Source organism: Rhizobium sp. UFLA01-1127 (assembly GCF_059803845.1).
In genome coordinates this window covers 32,559-49,960 of record NZ_JAUQTZ010000013.1, presented here as the reverse complement: position 1 = coordinate 49,960, position 17,402 = coordinate 32,559, and the positions used below count along the sequence as shown (strand labels likewise).

Sequence of the window (17,402 nt, the reverse complement as noted above, 5' to 3'; positions counted from 1 at the left end):
CGTCGAATCGTAATATTTGAAGTTACATGAAACGCGATAGCCGACTGTCCTCCGTTCTTCACGCCTTGCTCCATATGGCCGAGCAGGATGGGCCGCTGACCTCCGAAATCCTGGCGCAATGCATGCGCACCAATCCCGTCGTCGTGCGCCGCACCATGGGATTGCTGCGCGAGGCTGGCATCGTCAACTCTGCCAAGGGGCATACCGGCGGCTGGACGATCGCGGCCGATCTGAAAACCGTCACGTTGCGCCAGCTGCACGAGGCGCTTGGCGAACCGGCCGTCTTCGCCATCGGCAATCGCAACGAGACGCCGGAATGTCTTGTCGAGCAATCGGTCAACTCCGTGCTCGATGATGCCTTTGCGGAGGCCGAGGCGCTGCTGCTCCAGCGTTTCGAAAATGTCACGCTTGCCGATCTCGCCGCCGAATTTGCGCGGCGTCACGCGCAATGGCGCTCAGAAAGGACCTTATCATGACCTATGACGTCATTGTCATCGGGGGCAGCTATGCCGGAATGGCGGCCGCCCTCCAGCTTCTCCGTGCCCGCCGCAAGGTGCTGGTCATCGATGCCGGCAAGCGTCGTAATCGCTTCGCCGATGCCTCCCACGGCTTTCTCGGCCAGGATGGCGTCAAGCCCGGCGAGATCGCCCGCAAGGCGCGCGAGCAGCTTTCCGCCTATCCGACCTTGACCTGGATCGAAGGCACGGCCGAGACGGCCGAGGGCGAGAAGGATGCCTTTGCCGTCACCACAGACGGCGCGCGCTATGGCGGGCGGCGCCTTCTCTTCGCGACCGGCGTTTCCGATATCTTGCCCGAGATCGAGGGGCTTGGCGAACGCTGGGGCAGGAGCGTATTTCATTGCCCCTATTGCCATGGGTACGAACTCGATCAAGGCCGCATCGGCTGCATCGCCACCGGCCCGATTTCGCTGCATCAGGCGCAATTGCTGCCGGAATGGGGCGATGTTACGCTTTTCCTCAACGACGCGTTCGCTCCGGACGAGACGCAGCGCGCCGATCTCGCTGCACGCCGCATAGCGATCGAGGAAGCGCCGGTCTCAAGACTGGAAGGAAAGGCCGATGTGCGGCTTGCCGATGGGCGCCTGCTGCGGTTTGCCGGGCTCTTCACTGCCTCGCGCGTATCGCCCTCGAGCCCAATTGCCGAACGACTCGGCTGCACGCTCGAGGAAACGCCTTTTGGCATGCAGATCCAGACGGACACCATGAAGGAAACCAATATCCCCGGGGCCTTTGCATGCGGCGACGCCGCCCGTGTCCCGCATTCGGTGTCGCTCGCCGTCGGCGACGGAGCCTGGGCCGGCGCGCAGCTGCACCGTTCGCTGGTGTTCTAGGTCATTCCAGGAAAAGTACGCAGCGCTTTTCCGTCCGGGATTGCGTGAACACAAAGAGATGGAGCGGTTCGGAGATTCCGTGAAAAACTGACCGCTCCAAGATCGGCTTCGAAGGGTTTTCATCGCGGTCATCCGGGGAATAGCCAGCTTTCCGGCGGGGAAGCCGTGCCCGGCTGCTCTTCCAACAATGAGAGTACCAGCCGAATCCGCGGCGGAATCGGTCTTATCGCCGAATAGAGCGCATGCAGGTCAAATCCCGGCACGGCAAATTCGGGCAGCAGGCGGACGAGCTTGCCGCTGGCCAGATCATCGGCACAGACCGGCCCTTGCAGGACGCCGATGCCGGCGCCGTCCAGCAGGAGGCTGTGCAGCGGCCGCCAATGGCTGGTGCTGAGCACGACGTCGATAGCAGCAAGTTCGGTCCGCCCGTCCAGTCCGATCAACGGAAGCCGCCCGCTGTTGAAGAGGCCGGAGACCCGCAGGAAGGGGTGGCCGGCAAGCTCATCGGGCTTCGTCGGCGTTCCATGCTCATCGAGATAGTCTGGTGACGCCACGAGCATGCGGCCGACATGTCCGAGCTTGCGGGCAATGAAGCCGCCTTCGCCGAGATCGCCGAGACGCAGCGAGATGTCGACGCCTTCCGTCACGGGATCGACGATCCTGTCGTTGAGAATCAGCTCGATCTTCAGCAGCGGATGACGCTTGCGCATCTGCAGCAGGATCGGCGGCAACATGACCTCGCCGAGGCCATGCGGGGCCGCGATCCTCAGCGTGCCGCGCAGCGACTGATCGCCGTTTGCGACGGTCAGGGCATCGTCGGCGCTTTCCAGCACCTGTTTGCTGCGCTCGTAGAAGGCGGCGCCGACATCGGTCACGGAAAGCTTGCGAGTGTTCCTAAGCAGTAGCCGCGTGCCGAGATAGTGCTCCAGCCGATCAATTCGCTCGCTGACCGCGGGTTGGCCTATGCCGAGATCGCGGGCGGCGGCCGACATGCTGCCTCTTTCCACCACCCTGACATAGACGCGCATCGCCACCAACAGATCCATGTGCGCCAATATATCGGCTCACCCGATAAATGTAAGTGGAAGATGCCGCCTAGTGAGGAGGCCTTCGATCGCAGAAAACGGCGATCGAACGTCAACCACAGGTCCGGCCCATGAGCGATATCAGGCTTTACATGTTTCAATCGGGCACGCAGCGATGCAAGGCCCACGACATCAGAATGAACCAGGGCGGCGGCGCCGATTATGAAATCCCGGTTCCCTGGTTTCTGCTCACCCACCCCAAGGGCAATATCGTCATCGATGGCGGGCTTGCGGCCGAGGGCCTTGCCGCGCCGCGCCGCTATTGGGGCAATGTCGTCGACAGCTATCAGCCCGTGATGACCGAAGAGCAAGGATGCGTCGCGCAATTGGCAAGACTCGGCATATCGAGCCAAGATATCCGCTTCGTCGTGCTCTCCCATCTGCATTCCGACCACAGTGGTGCCATCGGCCGCTTCCCCAATGCGATCCACATCGTCCAGCGCCGCGAATATGAATATGCCTTCGCGCCGGACTGGTTCGCTGCCGGCGCCTATGTCCGAAGGGATTTCGACCGTCCCAGCTTGAAATGGCACTTCCTGGAGGGCGCCGCCACCGACACCTATGACCTCCACGGCGACGGCGTGTTGCGGATGATCTCCACACCGGGCCACAGCGTCGGCCACCAATCCTTCCTAGTGCAGCTGCCGAACGCAGGCGCAATATTACTGACCATCGATGCCGCCTATACGCTCGACCACTGGAACGAAAAGGCGCTCCCCGGCTTCATGGCTTCCGCCGTTGATGCAGTGCGATCCGTCGGCAAGCTGAGGGCGCTTGCCGAACAGACCGATGCCCTAGTGGTCCCGGGGCATGATCCCGAGGCATGGCCTCGGTTCAAGCGCGCCCCGGCCTATTACGATTGAAGGCGCAGTCGGTTTCACCGTGAAGGCAGTCATGCCAGATGGTTTTCAGACATCCGTAGAGCGACAAGGGTGCGCATGCTTCGCCACACCCTAAAGTTTGGGCAAGAGCGATCTGATCCGCTCGGCATCGTCAGGCGTTGCCGGATTGTAGACGACCATGCTGAGGTCGGTGCGGCCATCGACAGAGAAGGCCGAATATTCGAATGCGAGCGGACCGAGAACCGGATGGCGTATGTGCTTGACGGCCTCGCTATGAACGCCGGGAAAATCATTATCGCGCCACATGGTTCTGAATTCCGGGCTGATCCGGCACAATTCCTCGACAAAAGGTTCGATCTCTGCCGCCGCGCCCGCGCGGGCCGCATCGACGCGGAATGCGCCCAGGGCAAAGCGCGCCACGCTTTCCCAGTCATACTGCATGGCGCGTGCCCGCGGATCGAGAAAGATGTAGCGCAGGATATTGCGTTCCTTGGGCGGCAGCGATCCGTAATCGATCAGCATCACAGGTGCCGCCCGGTTCCATGCGATGACGTCCCAGGTTGCGGTCCGGATGAGGGCAGGGCTCGGCTCCAGCGCGTCGAGCACGCGCTGGAGCCGCGGCGTCACGCCATCATTCCTGCGATAGCGGGCCTCGGGCGGACGGCCGAGCCCGAGCAGGAACAGATGCTCGCGCTCCACTTCCGTCAGCATCAGCGCACGAGCAATCCGGTCGAGCACGTCGGCCGAGGGAGCCCCGCCGCGCCCCTGTTCCAGCCATGTGTACCATGTCGGGCTGATATTGGCGCGCTGCGCCACCTCCTCGCGCCGTAGCCCCGGCGTTCGCCGCCTTTCCCCGCCAAAGCCCAGGGCGGATGGATCAAGCTTCGCCCGCCGGTCCCGCAGATAGGCCCCGAGCAGATTTTCCGTGTCGAGAAGATCGGTCATCCTGTTAGTGCTTTTCCTATGATAAGGTCACTACTTTACCAGAATAACCGATAGGCCCAGATTTGTCTCCGGCGAAATAAGGAGACTGTACTTATGCGCGTATTCGTTACTGGAGCGACCGGAAATATCGGCTCGCATGTCGTCAAGGAGCTGATCGGAGCCGGCCATCGGGTGCTCGGCCTTTCCCGTTCCAAAGAGAAGGCGGTCGCACTTGCGGCAGCTGGCGCCGAGGTGCTTCACGGCACCATTGAGGATCCGGATATCCTGAAAAGTGGGGCTTCCCAATCGGACGGCGTCATCCATCTTGCCTTCAACCACGATTTCTCGAGGTTCGTCCAGAATTGCGAGGACGACCGCCGCGTCATCGCAACGCTTGCCTCGGCCCTTGCAGGTTCGGCGCGTCCGCTGGTCATCACCTCGGGAACGCCGATCGCCAACACCATCCCGGACGAGCCCGCCAGGGAAGACAATCCGATCGTCGGCTCCGATACGCATCCGCGCGCAGCCAGCGAGGAAGCGGGGAACCTGGCATGCGAGGTCGGCGTCAATGTCTCGGTCGTGCGGCTGCCGCAGGTGCATGATCCGGTCAGTCAGGGGCTTATCACGCCGCTGATCGAGATATTCAGGCAGAAGGGCGTCTGCGCCTACATCGAGGATGGGCTCAATCGCTGGCCGGCAGCGCATTTTACCGATGTCGCTCGCCTTTATCGCCTCGTCGTCGAGCGCGCCGAGCCGAACGCGAAGTACCATGCGGTTGCCGAGGAAGGTGTGCCGATGCGCGATATCGCCGAGATCCTCGGCCGCCGCCTGAACCTGCCGGTGAAATCCGTCGGCAGGCAAGAGGCCCAGGAATATTTCGGCTGGCTCTCCATGTTCGCCACGCGCGACATGCCGGCCTCCAGCGCCAAGACGCGTCAGAAGCTCGGCTGGGAACCGAAGGGTCCGAAGCTGCTCGACGATCTCGCCGAGTTGCAGGTTTCCGCAGCCTGAGGTGTGCTCGGGTTCTTCGATCCAATGATGGATTAGAACCGGATAACTCCACGGATAAGGGCCTGGCCGGCTTCGTCAGCCAGGCCTTTGTCATTCGCGAACGCTCTTCTGGCCAGTCTCGGCGTCAGATGTATGCCGTTCCCGCGAGCGCGGCATCGACACCTGCAAAGCCGCGCTCCATGATGCCTAGCAGAGCGGCGTCGGGCTTTCCGTTCTCGCGAAACACGCGCAGTGCTTCGGCATAGGCGACCACCAGTGTCGCCATCAGCATTGCGCCGGCAAGACGCGCATCGGGATCGGACCGGGGCCGGCCTGCCGCTTCGGACAGCATTGCCGAGAGATCATCGGCAAGCATCACCTGCAACTCGCGCGCATACGCCGTCAGAGTCCGGCTCTCCGCCACCATGCGCCAGAACGCGATAGGCCGCTCCGTGATCCTGAACAGGGGGTGCTGTGATGCCACCAATTCCCGCATCAACACCTGGAATGCGCGAACTGGCGGCTGTTGACCGCGATCGGCAATCGCCTCCCGCACCAGCTCCCGCACTTCATCCTCGCGATCGAAGACCAGATCCTCCTTGCGGCGGAAGTAGTTGAACACCGTCTTCCTGGCGACATCGGCCTCAAAGGCGATATCGGCGACTGACACATTATCGAAGCCATGTTCGACAAACAGGCGCGTTGCGACCTCGGAGATCGCCTGACGCGTCATCTCCTTCTTGCGGTCCCTGAGTTTGATTCGATTTGACATGACGATATTTATACCATAAGTAAATTTATACCGAGTGTAAAAATAGCGATGTGGTCACAGAATTGGTGAAATCGGCACAGGCTTTAAGGCTGTTTCTGTGACCCGGACCGCCGCCCGTTCAAATAGGGATGGGTGAAGCCGAAGTTGTCCGGAGCCCTTGCGGCGCGCTCGCTTGAGGAGTTCTGTCTTGATTTATGATGTCCTGATCGCCGGCGGCGGACCGGTCGGCTTGTTTCTCGCCTGTGAGCTGCGTCTCGCCGGCCTTTCCGTATTGGTGCTGGAGCAGGCCGAGGATCCGCGCTCGCCCTTGAAGCGTCTTCCGTTCGGCATGCGCGGCCTTTCCGCCCCGACCATCGAAGCCTTCTATCGTCGCGGCCTGCTGGACGATGTCGCTGCGTCAAAACCTATGAAGGATGGCTCGGGCGATCGCAGCTCATCTGCGGCGCACTGGATGCACCAGGCGCGTCGCCCCGGCGGCCATTTCGCCGGCATCCAGTTCTGCCATGACAAAATCGACGCCTCGAAGTGGCCCTATCGCCTGCCAACTCCTGCCGGCACCACCATGATGGTCGAGATGGAAAGTCTCGAAACCATCTTGGCCGCACGCGCGGAGGCGATGGGCGCCGAGATCAGGCGCGACTTCGGCGTCGAGGGGTTCGATCAGTCGGATGATGATGTCACTGTCCGAGCTGGCGGCGAGACTTTTCGCGGGCGCTGGCTCGTTGGTTGCGATGGTGGCCGCAGCATCGTCCGTAAGGCCGGTGGTTTCGCGTTCATCGGCACCGATCCCGAATTCACCGGCTATTCGGCCGAAATCGAGCTGGCGGATCCGGAGAAGCTTCGTTCAGGCCGCCACTACACCGCGACGGGCATGTATACCTATGCGACGCCGGGGACGATCGCGATGGTCGATTTCGACGGAGGTATCTTCCATCGCACCCAGCCGATCACGCTAGACCACGTGCAGGCCGTGCTGCGGTGTATCTCCGGCACCGACGTCACCGTGACGGCGCTCAAGCTTGCCACGACGTGGACGGATCGCGCCTACCAGGCGACAGCCTATCGAAGAGGGCGCGTCCTGCTTGCCGGCGATGCTGCGCATATTCATTCCCCCTTGGGCGGCCAAGGTCTAAACCTCGGCCTTGGCGATGCAATGAACCTCGGATGGAAGCTTGCGGCCACCCTCCGCGGCGAGGCGCCGGAGCGCCTGCTCGACACCTATTTCAGCGAACGCCATCCGGTCGGAGCCCAGGTGCTCGACTGGTCGCGCGCTCAGGTCGCGCTCATGCGGCCGAGCCAGAGCTCGCGCGCACTCGAAGCGGTCATCCGCGATCTGATCGACACGCGTGACGGCGCCACCTACTTCGCCGAACGCGTCTGGGGCGTTTCTCTCCGCTACGATCTCGGTGATATCAATCCGCTGGTGGGCCGCAGCGCCCCTGATTTCGAACTGGCCGATGGGACGAAACTTGGTGATTTCCTCGGAACAGGCAAAGGTCTGTTGCTGGATTTCGACGCCCGGGCATCGCTCGAAGCCGTTGCAGGTCGCTGGGGTGACCGGATCACTTACATCGCGAGCGACGTCAAGGACCGGCTGGGCTTGAGCGCGCTGCTCGTGCGGCCCGACGGTGTAGTTGCGTGGGTTGGTGAAGCTGAGCCGGATTTCGAAGCTGCTGCCGAAGCGGCGTCACGATGGTTCGGCACGAGGTTGTCACCCACGTCTTAGGAACAAACTGTTACCTATCTCTCCGGGTCGGACACAATATTTTGATGGCGGACAGGGAGGGATTCGAACCCTCGGTACGCTTTCACGTACACACGCGTTCCAGGCGTGCGCCTTAAACCACTCGGCCACCTGTCCTTTGGCGTTTCGCACCCGGTCAGGAAGCAAATCGTCGGAACGGCCGCGATATATACCGATGAATTTCTGGCAATCAACCCGAATCTGACAGATTTTTGACTTGTCGGCGCAAAACTCCGAATCTGTTCCCCATTGCGCTTGTTTCCGGCGCAACTTATTTAAAGAGACAGATGAGGCGGCATAAGACCGGTCGGCCTGCAAAGGCCTGACGAAGTGAGCATCCGGAGGAGTTTATGCGTTTCCTGTTGCGTTTTGCCAGCCTTGTCGCGCTGGTGGTGGCTGTGATCGCCGGCACCATCGATTCCATCCAATCCGTGGCGGCTTCAGCCGTTGTCATGACCCCCATGGGGGATGCATGGAATGATGTCAGCCCTTCGTCGCTGGCGAGCCTCCGCACGGCGATCGCCTATTACGTCCATCCCCGCTTCTATGACATGGCGATGCAATGGCTGCTGTTTCAGCCGGCTTTCGCTGTCTTTCTGGCGATTTCGCTGCTCCTCTGGATGATCGCCTACAAGCGTCGGCCCTCAGCCGGCCGCTTCAGCGCGTGAGAGGCGATGGAAGCACCTTTCAGCCTGTGCCATTCAGAGAATTCGCCGCTCCCGGGTGGGAGCTGAAGGTGGAATCCCTATGCCGCCGAATGGGGTGAAACCGGCGATCGTGAAGCACGGATCGGCCGTCTCGTTGGCCAATAAAGTTGCAGTTTCAGGCCGAAATTGTTTAAAAAACGGGTCGTCTGGATGGGTTTTCACCAATTCCCACAAATCTTTACCAACTGAAAAATTTCTCGTGAATTTTTCGTGCAGCCATGCAAGGATGCGCGCCAGCTTGGCCTCGGGGGAGGCCGGCGGTTCCGCAGACATGTCCGGTCAACGGGCTTGCGGGAGGACCCAACAAGATAGCAACAACAGGGCTGCACCACATGAAAAAATCCCTTCTGACCCTTTTTGCCTTGGCTGCCATGTCGGCGACGGCGCTTGCGGCCGACATCAAGCCGGCGATCGTCTACGGAACCGGCGGCAAGTTCGACAAGTCTTTCAACGAAGCAGCCTATAACGGCGCCGAAAAGTTCAAGAAGGAAACCGGCATCGCCTATCGCGATTTCGAGCCGACGGGCGACACCCAGGGCGAACAGGCGCTGCGCAACTTCGCCAGCAAGGGCTTCAATCCGGTCATCGCGGTCTCCTTCGCCTGGACCTCCGCTCTCCAGAAGGTCGCCGCCGAATATCCAAAGACCGAATTCGTGCTGATCGACGACAGCCTCGACCTGCCGAACGTCCGCTCGGTCAAGTTCAAGGAAAATGAAGGCTCCTATCTCGCCGGCGTCATGGCCGCCATCGCATCGAAGTCCGGCAAGGTCGGCTTCGTCGGCGGCATGGACATCCCGCTGATCCGCAAGTTCGAATGCGGCTACGAGCTGGGCGCGCGCGCCACCAACCCGAAGATCGAAGTCCTTCAGAACATGACCGGCACGACCGGTGCTGCCTGGAACGACCCGGTTCGCGGCGGCGAGCTCACCAAGAACCAGATCGACCAGGGCGCCGACGTCGTTTACGCCGCTGCCGGCGCGACCGGCCTCGGCGTGCTGCAGACGGCCGCCGACAACAAGAAGCTGTCGATCGGTGTGGACTCCAACCAGAATTACCTGCATCCGGGTTCGGTCCTCACCTCCGTCGTCAAGCGCGTCGACCTCGCAGTCTACAATGCCTTCAGCGACGCCAAGAACGGCAAGTTCACGCCCGGCACCCAGGAGCTCGGTCTGAAGGAAGACGGCGTTGCCGTCGCCATGGACGACAACAACAAGCCCCTCGTCACTCCGGAAATGCAGGCTGCCGTCGACAAGGCGCGGACCGATATCGTCGCCGGCACCATCAAGGTCCACGACTATCTGACCGACAACGCCTGCCCGAAGAACTGATATGAAGCAAGGGCGTATGACGAGGCAAAAACGTCATACGCCCTTTTCTTATCCGGAATCCGGTTTCTGGAGCCCCTATAGTGAACCAAACCTTTGCCATCGAACTCGTGGGCATCGACAAGAAGTTCGGTGCCGTCCACGCCAATAAAGACATCAACCTGACCGTCGCCAAGGGCTCGATCCACGGGATCATCGGTGAAAACGGTGCCGGGAAATCGACCCTCATGTCGATCATCTACGGATTCTATCAGGCCGATAGCGGCGAGATCCGCATCAACGGCAACCCCATCGCCATCCGTGACAGCCAGACGGCGATATCGGCCGGCATCGGGATGGTGCACCAGCACTTCATGCTGGTCGATAATTTCACCGTCCTCGAAAACGTCATGCTGGGCGCCGAAGGCGGCGCGCTTCTCGCCAAAGGCGTCGTCGCTGCGCGCGCCGAGCTCAACCGGCTGGAGAAGGATTACGGCCTGGAAGTCGATCCGGATGCGTTGATCGAAGAGCTTCCCGTCGGCCAGCAGCAGCGCGTCGAGATCCTGAAGGCCATGTATCGCGGCGCCGAGATCCTCATTCTCGACGAGCCCACCGGCGTTCTGACGCCGGCCGAAGCCGACAATCTCTTTCGCATCCTTCGCGTCCTTCGCGATCAGGGCAAGACGATCATCCTCATCACCCACAAGCTGCGCGAAATCATGGCGATCACCGACACGGTATCCGTCATGCGCCGTGGCGAGATGGTTGCCACCCGCAAGACGGCGGAAACCACCGTCGAGGAACTGGCGGAGTTGATGGTCGGCCGCCGCGTGCTGTTGCGCGTCGAAAAGGGCGCTGCTAATCCCGGCGATATCCTGCTCTCTGTGCGCAATCTCACCGTCAAGGACGGCCGCGGCGTCACCATGGTCGACAACGTCTCCTTCGATGTCCGCGCCGGCGAGATCGTCGGCATTGCCGGCGTTGCCGGCAATGGTCAATCGGAGTTGCTGGAGGCCATCGCCGGTATCCGCAAACCGGCTTCCGGCGAGATCCTTCTGCATGGCAAGCCGATCGGCAATGCCGATCCCGCAGCACTACGCGACCTCGGCCTTGCTCATATTCCCGAAGACCGTCACCACATGGGCCTCGTCCTCAAATTCGAGGAATATGAGAATTCGATGCTCGGCTATCACCGCGACCGCAAATACGGGCGGGCCGGCATGCTCGATCTCGATGCCATGCGCAAGGATGCCATCGAGAAGATCGAGAAATACGACATCCGTCCACCGAATGCGCGGCTGAAAACCGCCAATTTCTCCGGCGGCAACCAGCAGAAGATCGTCGTCGCCCGCGAGATCGAGCGCGATCCGGAGGCCTTGCTGATCGGCCAGCCGACGCGTGGCGTCGATATCGGCGCCATCGAATTCATCCATCGCCGCATCATCGAGATGCGCGACGCCGGCAAGGCAATCCTGCTGGTGTCTGTGGAGCTGGATGAGATCCGCGCGCTTTCGGACCGTATCCTCGTCATGTTTGCCGGCCACATCGTCGGTGAGAAGTCGGCTGAGGCCGGTGAACAAACACTCGGCCTGATGATGGCCGGCATTGCCGCGTGAGGCGTTTATGAGCATGGCGTCCGTTCCGCTCCCCAATTGGATCAACTATGGCTTGATCCCCATTCTCAACCTGATCGTCGCCTTCCTGATTTCAGGCCTCGTCGTCTGGTTCATCGGTGAAAGCCCGCTCGACGCGCTCGTCCTGCTGCTGCAGGGCGCTCTGGGCAGCGGCGAGGGCATCGGTTTTACCCTCTACTATGCCACGAGCTTCATCTTCACCGGCCTTTCGGTGGCCGTTGCCATCCATGCCGGCCTTTTCAATATCGGCTCGGAAGGCCAGGCCTATGTCGGCGGTCTCGGCTGCGCTCTCGTCGCGCTGGCGCTCGACCACTATGTGCCCTGGTATGTGACGATGCCGTTTGCGGTCGTCGGCGCGGCGATTTTCGGCGCGCTGTGGGCCTTCATCCCCGCATGGCTGCAGGCCAAGCGCGGCAGCCACGTCGTCATCACGACAATCATGTTCAACTTCATCGCGTCGGCGATGATGAACTTCCTGCTGGTGCATGTGCTGATCGTGCCGGGCAAGATGGCGCCCGAAACCCGCACCTTCCTCGCCGGCGGTCAGCTGCCCAAGCTCGATTGGCTGATGAGCGTTTTCGGCTCGACCATTGGCGCCGCACCGCTCAACGTCTCCTTCCTGATCGCGCTGGTCATGTGCTTTCTGGTCTGGGTGCTCGTCTGGCGCACGAAGCTCGGCTATGAGATGCGCACGCTGGGTCTTAGCCCTACTGCCGCAGTCTATGCCGGCATTCCTTATGCCCGCACGGTCATCATCGCCATGCTGATATCGGGCGGACTCGCCGGCATGATGTCGCTCAATCCGGTCATGGGCGCCTCCGCGCGCCTGCAGGTGGAATTCGTGCTTGGCGCCGGCTTCGTCGGCATCGCCGTGTCGCTGATGGGCCGCAACCATCCCTTCGGCATCATTCTGGCGGCGATCCTGTTCGGCATTCTCTATCAGGGCGGCGATGCGCTGTCCTTCGACATGCCGAACATCACGCGTGACATGATCGTGGTGATCCAGGGTCTTGTCATCCTGTTCGCCGGCGCGCTCGAATACATGTTCCGGCCGGCGTTTGTCCGCATCTATCAGACATTCGCCAGGGCGTGAGGATCAGACGATGGAATATTACGATCTCCTCATCAGCATTCTCGGTTCAACCATCCGCCTGTCGATCCCGCTGATCTTCACCGCGCTTGCCGGCCTCTTTTCCGAGCGCGCCGGCATCTTCGATATCGGCCTCGAAGGCAAGATGCTGGCCTCGGCCTTCGCGGCCGCCTGTGTCGCCTCGATCAGCGGCTCGCCCTGGGCAGGTCTTGGCGCCGGCATCGTCGTCTCGGTCATTCTGGGCCTGCTGCACGGCTTCGCGTCGATCACCAATCGCGGCAACCAGATCGTCTCCGGTGTCGCGATCAACTTCCTGACCGCCGGCCTGACCATCGTTCTCGGCCAGGCCTGGTTCGGGCAGGGCGGCCGCACGCCGACCTTGCCCGGCACAGCGCGCTTTTCCGGCATCACCTTGCCGGGCGTCGATGCCATCCGAAATGTTCCGTTCATCGGCCCGCTCTACGCCAATGTCATCTCCGGCAACAATATCCTCACCTATCTTGCCTTCCTCGCCGTGCCGATTTCATGGTGGGTTCTCTATCGCACACGCTTCGGCCTGCGGCTGCGCGCCGTCGGTGAAAACCCTGGCGCTGTCGATACCGCCGGCATCTCGGTCGAGTGGCTGCGGTATAGGTCGCTGATCGTCGCCGGCATTCTCTGCGGCTTCTCCGGCACCTATCTTGCCATCGCCCAGTCGGCTGCCTTCATCAACAACATGTCGGCGGGCAAGGGCTATATCGCGCTGGCCGCACTGATCTTCGCCAAATGGAAGCCGGTGCCGGTCATGTTCACCTGCCTCCTGTTCGGCTTCCTCGACGCCTTCGCCAATTTCATGCAGGGTAAAGCGGTTCCGGGCATCGGCGAGGTGCCGGTGCAGATTTTCCAGGCGCTGCCCTATATCCTCACCTGCATCCTGCTTGCAGGCTTTATCGGCGTCGCCAAGCCCCCCAAGGCCGGCGGCGTGCCCTACACCAAGGAGCGCTAAACCATGTCGCATGATCTGTTCGAGGCAGCGCGCGGCGCGATGGCTTTCGCGCATGCTCCCTATTCGAAATTTCCCGTCGGCGCGGCGATCCGCGCCGAGGATGGCAAGATCTATACCGGCGCCAATATCGAAAACCTGTCCTTCCCGCAGGGCTGGTGCGCCGAGCCCACGGCGATCAGCCAGATGATCATGGGCGGCGCCAAGAAGATCGTCGAAATGGCTGTTATTGCCGAGAAGCTGCCGCTGTGCCCACCCTGCGGCGGCTGCCGGCAGAAGATCGCCGAATTTGCCGGCAAGGAGACGCGCATCTATCTTTGCGACGAAACCGGCGTGAAGAAAACCATGACCATGGACGAAATGCTGCCCTTCAGCTTCGAAACGAAGGTGCTCGGATGAGCGCGGCCGCCGATATCCTCACCGAAAAGCTCGGCGAGCTGAAGCCCCGCTACGGCATCGTTCTGGGCTCCGGCCTCGGCTCTCTCGTGGATGAGGTCAAAGACGCCCTGCGCATTCCCTATGCCGACCTCCCCGGCTTCCCGGTCAGTGCAGTATCAGGCCATGCCGGCACGCTGGTCGCAGGCAAGCTCGGCGATGTCCCCGTCATCATGCTCTCCGGCCGCGTGCATTATTACGAAAAAGGCGACGCCAACGCCATGCGCGTGCCGATCGAAACCCTGAAGGCGCTCGGCGTCGATACGCTGATCCTGACGAATTCCGCGGGATCGCTGCGCGAGGAAATGCCGCCGGGCTCGGTGATGCAGATCACCGATCACATCAACTATTCCGGCATGAACCCGCTGATTGGCGAGGAAAGTGACAGGCGCTTCGTCGGCATGACGAGCGCCTATGATAGCGACCTCATTATGCGTATGCGCAAGGCGGCGGAAAAGGCCGAGATCAAGCTGTCACACGGCGTCTATATGTGGTTTTCCGGCCCGAGCTTCGAAACGCCGGCCGAGATCCGCATGGCGCGTATCATGGGCGCCGATGCCGTCGGCATGTCGACGGTGCCGGAAGTCATCCTGGCGCGTCTTTTCGGTTTGAGGGTTGCCGCCGCCTCCGTCATCACTAACTATGGTGCTGGCATGACCGGCGGCGAACTCTCGCATGAGGAGACGAAAGACATGGCTCCGGTGGGCGGCGCACGCCTTGCCGCTATCCTGAAAGAAATGATCGCTGACGACGGAGATCCACAATGACCGGCCATTCGCTGAGAGAAGCGGCAGCCGTTGCGCTTTCCCTTCTCGACCTGACCAATCTCAAGGATGACTGCACGCCTGCGCAGATCGAGGCGCTGTGCGCCCGTGCGCAATCCCCCTATGGCAACACGGCCGCCATCTGCATCTGGCCGCGTTTCGTCGCCCAGGCGCGAGGCATCCTCGGCGTCGATCATGCCGTGAAGATCGCGACCGTGGTGAATTTCCCGGGTGGCGATATGGAGGCGGCGGATGTTGCCGCCGAGGCGCGTGAAGCCATTGCCGATGGTGCTGATGAAATCGATCTGGTCATTCCTTATCGCGCCTTCCTGGCTGGCGACGAGCAGGCCGTCGCCGATATGGTTACAGCCGTGCGGGCCGAATGCAAGGGACACGTCCTCCTGAAGACCATTCTCGAAACCGGCGAGATCAAGGATACCACGCTGATCCGGCGCGCGTCGGAACTTGCGATCGAGGCCGGCTCCGATTTCATCAAGACCTCCACCGGCAAGGTTGCCGTCAACGCGACGCTCGAAGCCGCCGACATCATGCTGCGGGCGATCCGTGCCAGCGGTCGCAAGGTCGGCTTCAAGCCTGCCGGCGGCATCGGCTCCGTATCCGATGCGGCGCTTTATCTCAGCCTTGCCGAAACCATCATGGCGCCCGATTGGGCCATGCCGTCGACCTTCCGCTTCGGTGCGTCGAGCCTGCTCGACGATATACTGAATGTGCTGGCCGGCGGCGAGTCCAAGACGGCCCCTTCAGGCTATTGATCCATGATCCCGCAGGAGATCATCCGCCGGAAGCGTAATGGCGCCACGCTTTCGGCGGCCGATATCGATGCGTTTATCGGCGCATTGGGCCGTGGCGAACTGGCCGAAAGCCAGATCGGCGCCTTTGCCATGGCCGTCTGGTTTCGTGGCATGACGCGCGAGGAAACGGTGGCGCTGACGCTCGCCATGGCCCACTCCGGCGATATTTTGTCTTGGAAGGGGATTGGCCGGCCGATCGCAGACAAGCATTCGACGGGCGGCGTCGGAGACAACGTCTCGCTGATGCTGGCGCCCATCGCTGCCGCCTGCGGTCTCGCCGTGCCGATGATCTCCGGCCGCGGCCTCGGCCACACCGGCGGCACCCTCGACAAGCTGGAATCCATTCCCGGCTACGGGATCACACCGGACGCGGCACGTTTCCGCAAGGTGGTGGACGAGGTCGGCTGCGCCATCATCGGCCAGACCGGTGCACTGGCGCCAGCCGATGGCAAACTCTATGCCGTGCGGGATGTCACGGCGACCGTCGATTCCGTCCCCCTGATTACCGCTTCGATCCTGTCGAAAAAACTCGCTGCAGGGCTGGAAACGCTGGTGCTCGACGTCAAGATCGGCAGCGGTGCCTTTATGACTTCGGAGGAAGAGGCTGAGACGCTGGCGCGCTCGCTTGTGGACGTGGCAAATGGCGGTGGGGTTAAGACCTCGGCACTGATTACCGACATGAATCAGCCCCTGGCCGATGCAGCCGGCAACGTGGTCGAACTTCAAAATTGCCTCGACTTCCTGAAGGGCAACAAGGCGGGTACGCGGCTCGAAACGGTCGTCCTTGCCTTTGCATCTGAAATGCTGGTTCAGGCCGGCATTGCCGGGAACGCTGCCGATGCGGAGGCCAGGGCGCGCGAGGCTCTGGCATCCGGCAAGGCAGCCGAAATCTTCGGCCGCATGGTGCATGCTCTCGGCGGGCCGGTCGATCTGCTCGAGCATCCCGATCGCTATCTGGTGCGCGCGCCGGTGCAAAAGCCCGTTCTGGCCGCTGCCGATGGCTGGCTCGGTGCCTGCGATGCGAGAGAGATCGGCATGACTGTCATCGATCTCGGTGGCGGCCGCCGCCGCCCGCAGGACAAGATCGATCACCGCGTCGGTTTCAGCGATCTTCTGCCGCTCGGCACGAAGATCAGCAGGGGGGACCACATTGCCACCGTTCATGCAGCGGATGAGGCAAGCGCGGAGAAGGCCGCGGTCGATTTGTCGGCTAACTATCGTATCGTTGATACCGCGCCTGCTATCTCACCCGTCGTTGTCAGCAGAATTTGATGTGAAGGCGGCAGTGGGTTGCTTGGCAGCCTCGTGCGCTGTCCCGTTGTCCTACTGCTTCAGGAGCAGGGCGCCATTTTGCACGCCATAGGAATTCAGCTTCTTCATGAAGCTCATTCCGATCAGCGTCGTGCTCAGTGCGTTATCCTTTGCCACCACAGCCTCGATATCACGGACGCGGATCGTGCCGATCTCCAGGCGGTCGAGTTTGATGTGGGCGACTTTTGAAGTGCCGTTCGCCGTTTGCATCATATAGCGATAGTCGAGATCGACGCTGCTGAAGCCGAGGCTGCGTGCGGTGCTCTCGTTCATTGTCACATAGGTCGCGCCGGTATCGATCATCGCGTGCACGGAACGGCCGTTGATCGTGAAATCGCCTTCATAGTGGCCGCCCGCATTGGCGCGCAGCTGAACGCTGCCAAAGGAAATGGCAGCTTCCGTCTTCTGAGGGGCAAGCGAAACCGCTTCGAGCGGTGCCGGCTTTGCGCCGCGCTCGTTATAGCTGTTCACCAGCATCGGCACCTGAGTTGCCGCAACGGCGATGGCACCGGCAAAGACAAGAACGCGAACGAGCATCGGCAAGGCCCCTCCTGCGGGCCACGTCATCTATAGGCCAAGTGTGCTGAAAGGACGCTAATGCAATCAATAAAAAGCCCGGCAGTCGTATAACTGCCAGGCTTCGTAAAAGTATAAT

General features: G+C 61.6%; 19 protein-coding genes and 1 tRNA gene. 14 read left to right on the top strand and 6 right to left on the bottom strand.

Features of this window, described 5'->3' with window-relative positions:
• Positions 1 to 26 precede the first annotated feature (26 nt).
• Together Q4Q11_RS05280 and Q4Q11_RS05275 are read left to right on the top strand one after the other, a co-directional pair.
• On the top strand, positions 27 to 476 hold the full coding sequence (locus tag Q4Q11_RS05280) for an Rrf2 family transcriptional regulator (RefSeq protein WP_112511491.1): 450 nt from the start codon (positions 27 to 29) through the stop codon (positions 474 to 476).
• Positions 473 to 1,351, top strand: a complete 879-nt coding sequence (locus Q4Q11_RS05275; protein ID WP_498568849.1) for an NAD(P)/FAD-dependent oxidoreductase — start codon at positions 473 to 475, stop codon at positions 1,349 to 1,351. The genes Q4Q11_RS05280 and Q4Q11_RS05275 overlap by 4 nt, the downstream gene beginning before the upstream one ends.
• 128 nt (positions 1,352 to 1,479) lie before the next feature.
• On the opposite strand, the gene Q4Q11_RS05270 is transcribed toward Q4Q11_RS05275, so the two are convergent.
• Positions 1,480 to 2,397: a LysR family transcriptional regulator gene (locus Q4Q11_RS05270; RefSeq protein ID WP_112511489.1), complete on the bottom strand. Its 918-nt coding sequence runs from the start codon at positions 2,395 to 2,397 to the stop codon at positions 1,480 to 1,482.
• 110 nt (positions 2,398 to 2,507) lie between these two features.
• On the opposite strand from Q4Q11_RS05270, the gene attM reads away from it, so the two are divergent.
• Positions 2,508 to 3,299, top strand: coding sequence for an AttM family quorum-quenching N-acyl homoserine lactonase (attM, locus tag Q4Q11_RS05265; RefSeq protein ID WP_498568848.1), 792 nt, complete (start codon positions 2,508 to 2,510; stop codon positions 3,297 to 3,299).
• A gap of 90 nt (positions 3,300 to 3,389) precedes the next feature.
• On the opposite strand, the gene Q4Q11_RS05260 is transcribed toward attM, so the two are convergent.
• Positions 3,390 to 4,223: a helix-turn-helix transcriptional regulator gene (locus Q4Q11_RS05260; RefSeq protein ID WP_112511486.1), complete on the bottom strand. Its 834-nt coding sequence runs from the start codon at positions 4,221 to 4,223 to the stop codon at positions 3,390 to 3,392.
• Between the two features lie 93 nt (positions 4,224 to 4,316).
• Between Q4Q11_RS05260 and Q4Q11_RS05255 the strand changes: the two genes are divergently transcribed.
• Positions 4,317 to 5,213 carry an SDR family oxidoreductase gene (locus Q4Q11_RS05255; RefSeq protein ID WP_113216422.1) on the top strand — a complete coding sequence of 299 codons (897 nt, stop codon included), beginning with the start codon at positions 4,317 to 4,319 and terminating at the stop codon, positions 5,211 to 5,213.
• A gap of 124 nt (positions 5,214 to 5,337) precedes the next feature.
• Here the strand turns inward: Q4Q11_RS05255 and Q4Q11_RS05250 are convergent, their stop codons facing one another.
• Positions 5,338 to 5,964 (bottom strand): TetR/AcrR family transcriptional regulator, encoded by a 627-nt coding sequence (locus tag Q4Q11_RS05250; RefSeq protein WP_113216423.1) that lies wholly within the window; start codon positions 5,962 to 5,964, stop codon positions 5,338 to 5,340.
• 187 nt (positions 5,965 to 6,151) lie between these two features.
• Here Q4Q11_RS05250 and Q4Q11_RS05245 point away from each other — a divergent pair, with 187 nt between their 5' ends.
• The gene (locus Q4Q11_RS05245) at positions 6,152 to 7,690 is read left to right on the top strand and encodes an FAD-dependent monooxygenase (RefSeq protein WP_498568847.1); all 1,539 of its coding nucleotides are present in this window, start codon (positions 6,152 to 6,154) and stop codon (positions 7,688 to 7,690) included.
• Positions 7,691 to 7,735: 45 nt separating this feature from the next.
• Here the strand turns inward: Q4Q11_RS05245 and Q4Q11_RS05240 are convergent.
• A tRNA-Ser gene (locus Q4Q11_RS05240) sits at positions 7,736 to 7,825 on the bottom strand.
• A gap of 233 nt (positions 7,826 to 8,058) precedes the next feature.
• Between Q4Q11_RS05240 and Q4Q11_RS05235 the strand changes: the two genes are divergently transcribed.
• Entirely contained in the window at positions 8,059 to 8,376 is a 318-nt protein-coding gene (locus Q4Q11_RS05235; RefSeq protein WP_112511474.1) for a hypothetical protein, read from the top strand.
• 33 nt (positions 8,377 to 8,409) lie between these two features.
• Here the strand turns inward: Q4Q11_RS05235 and Q4Q11_RS05230 are convergent, their stop codons facing one another.
• The gene (locus tag Q4Q11_RS05230) at positions 8,410 to 8,688 is read right to left on the bottom strand and encodes a hypothetical protein (RefSeq protein WP_498568846.1); all 279 of its coding nucleotides are present in this window, start codon (positions 8,686 to 8,688) and stop codon (positions 8,410 to 8,412) included.
• A gap of 59 nt (positions 8,689 to 8,747) precedes the next feature.
• Between Q4Q11_RS05230 and Q4Q11_RS05225 the strand changes: the two genes are divergently transcribed.
• The 8 genes from Q4Q11_RS05225 to deoA all read left to right on the top strand — a co-directional run bounded on the left by Q4Q11_RS05225 (position 8,748) and on the right by deoA (position 16,708).
• Entirely contained in the window at positions 8,748 to 9,743 is a 996-nt protein-coding gene (locus Q4Q11_RS05225; RefSeq protein ID WP_112511471.1) for a BMP family ABC transporter substrate-binding protein, read from the top strand.
• An 80-nt stretch (positions 9,744 to 9,823) separates the two neighbouring features.
• Positions 9,824 to 11,335: an ABC transporter ATP-binding protein gene (locus Q4Q11_RS05220; RefSeq protein WP_113216425.1), complete on the top strand. Its 1,512-nt coding sequence runs from the start codon at positions 9,824 to 9,826 to the stop codon at positions 11,333 to 11,335.
• A gap of 7 nt (positions 11,336 to 11,342) precedes the next feature.
• The gene (locus tag Q4Q11_RS05215) at positions 11,343 to 12,446 is read left to right on the top strand and encodes an ABC transporter permease (RefSeq protein WP_112511467.1); all 1,104 of its coding nucleotides are present in this window, start codon (positions 11,343 to 11,345) and stop codon (positions 12,444 to 12,446) included.
• Positions 12,447 to 12,456: 10 nt separating this feature from the next.
• Positions 12,457 to 13,428, top strand: a complete 972-nt coding sequence (locus Q4Q11_RS05210; protein WP_498568845.1) for an ABC transporter permease — start codon at positions 12,457 to 12,459, stop codon at positions 13,426 to 13,428.
• Positions 13,429 to 13,431: 3 nt separating this feature from the next.
• Positions 13,432 to 13,824 carry a cytidine deaminase gene (locus Q4Q11_RS05205; RefSeq protein ID WP_498568844.1) on the top strand — a complete coding sequence of 131 codons (393 nt, stop codon included), beginning with the start codon at positions 13,432 to 13,434 and terminating at the stop codon, positions 13,822 to 13,824.
• Complete coding sequence (locus Q4Q11_RS05200; protein WP_113223949.1) at positions 13,821 to 14,627, top strand: purine-nucleoside phosphorylase; 807 nt, start codon at positions 13,821 to 13,823, stop codon at positions 14,625 to 14,627. Before Q4Q11_RS05205 ends, Q4Q11_RS05200 begins: the two co-directional genes overlap by 4 nt.
• Complete coding sequence (gene deoC / locus Q4Q11_RS05195; RefSeq protein ID WP_113223950.1) at positions 14,624 to 15,397, top strand: deoxyribose-phosphate aldolase; 774 nt, start codon at positions 14,624 to 14,626, stop codon at positions 15,395 to 15,397. Before Q4Q11_RS05200 ends, deoC begins: the two co-directional genes overlap by 4 nt.
• A 3-nt stretch (positions 15,398 to 15,400) precedes the next feature.
• Positions 15,401 to 16,708 (top strand): thymidine phosphorylase, encoded by a 1,308-nt coding sequence (gene deoA / locus Q4Q11_RS05190; protein WP_113223951.1) that lies wholly within the window; start codon positions 15,401 to 15,403, stop codon positions 16,706 to 16,708.
• Positions 16,709 to 16,759: 51 nt separating this feature from the next.
• Here the strand turns inward: deoA and Q4Q11_RS05185 are convergent, their stop codons facing one another.
• Positions 16,760 to 17,284, bottom strand: coding sequence for a retropepsin-like aspartic protease family protein (locus Q4Q11_RS05185; protein ID WP_498568843.1), 525 nt, complete (start codon positions 17,282 to 17,284; stop codon positions 16,760 to 16,762).
• Between the last annotated feature and the right edge of the window lie 118 nt (positions 17,285 to 17,402).

Coding starts and splice junctions, on each gene's coding strand:
- Q4Q11_RS05200 (WP_113223949.1), top strand. CDS start 13,821: ATGAGCGCGGCCGCCGATATCCTCACCGAAAAGCTCGGCGAGCTGAAG.
- Q4Q11_RS05255 (WP_113216422.1), top strand. CDS start 4,317: ATGCGCGTATTCGTTACTGGAGCGACCGGAAATATCGGCTCGCATGTC.
- Q4Q11_RS05280 (WP_112511491.1), top strand. CDS start 27: ATGAAACGCGATAGCCGACTGTCCTCCGTTCTTCACGCCTTGCTCCAT.
- Q4Q11_RS05205 (WP_498568844.1), top strand. CDS start 13,432: ATGTCGCATGATCTGTTCGAGGCAGCGCGCGGCGCGATGGCTTTCGCG.
- attM (WP_498568848.1), top strand. CDS start 2,508: ATGAGCGATATCAGGCTTTACATGTTTCAATCGGGCACGCAGCGATGC.
- Q4Q11_RS05250 (WP_113216423.1), bottom strand. CDS start 5,964: ATGTCAAATCGAATCAAACTCAGGGACCGCAAGAAGGAGATGACGCGT.
- Q4Q11_RS05270 (WP_112511489.1), bottom strand. CDS start 2,397: ATGGATCTGTTGGTGGCGATGCGCGTCTATGTCAGGGTGGTGGAAAGA.
- Q4Q11_RS05185 (WP_498568843.1), bottom strand. CDS start 17,284: ATGCTCGTTCGCGTTCTTGTCTTTGCCGGTGCCATCGCCGTTGCGGCA.
- Q4Q11_RS05230 (WP_498568846.1), bottom strand. CDS start 8,688: ATGTCTGCGGAACCGCCGGCCTCCCCCGAGGCCAAGCTGGCGCGCATC.
- deoC (WP_113223950.1), top strand. CDS start 14,624: ATGACCGGCCATTCGCTGAGAGAAGCGGCAGCCGTTGCGCTTTCCCTT.
- deoA (WP_113223951.1), top strand. CDS start 15,401: ATGATCCCGCAGGAGATCATCCGCCGGAAGCGTAATGGCGCCACGCTT.
- Q4Q11_RS05260 (WP_112511486.1), bottom strand. CDS start 4,223: ATGACCGATCTTCTCGACACGGAAAATCTGCTCGGGGCCTATCTGCGG.
- Q4Q11_RS05275 (WP_498568849.1), top strand. CDS start 473: ATGACCTATGACGTCATTGTCATCGGGGGCAGCTATGCCGGAATGGCG.
- Q4Q11_RS05235 (WP_112511474.1), top strand. CDS start 8,059: ATGCGTTTCCTGTTGCGTTTTGCCAGCCTTGTCGCGCTGGTGGTGGCT.
- Q4Q11_RS05225 (WP_112511471.1), top strand. CDS start 8,748: ATGAAAAAATCCCTTCTGACCCTTTTTGCCTTGGCTGCCATGTCGGCG.
- Q4Q11_RS05215 (WP_112511467.1), top strand. CDS start 11,343: ATGAGCATGGCGTCCGTTCCGCTCCCCAATTGGATCAACTATGGCTTG.
- Q4Q11_RS05210 (WP_498568845.1), top strand. CDS start 12,457: ATGGAATATTACGATCTCCTCATCAGCATTCTCGGTTCAACCATCCGC.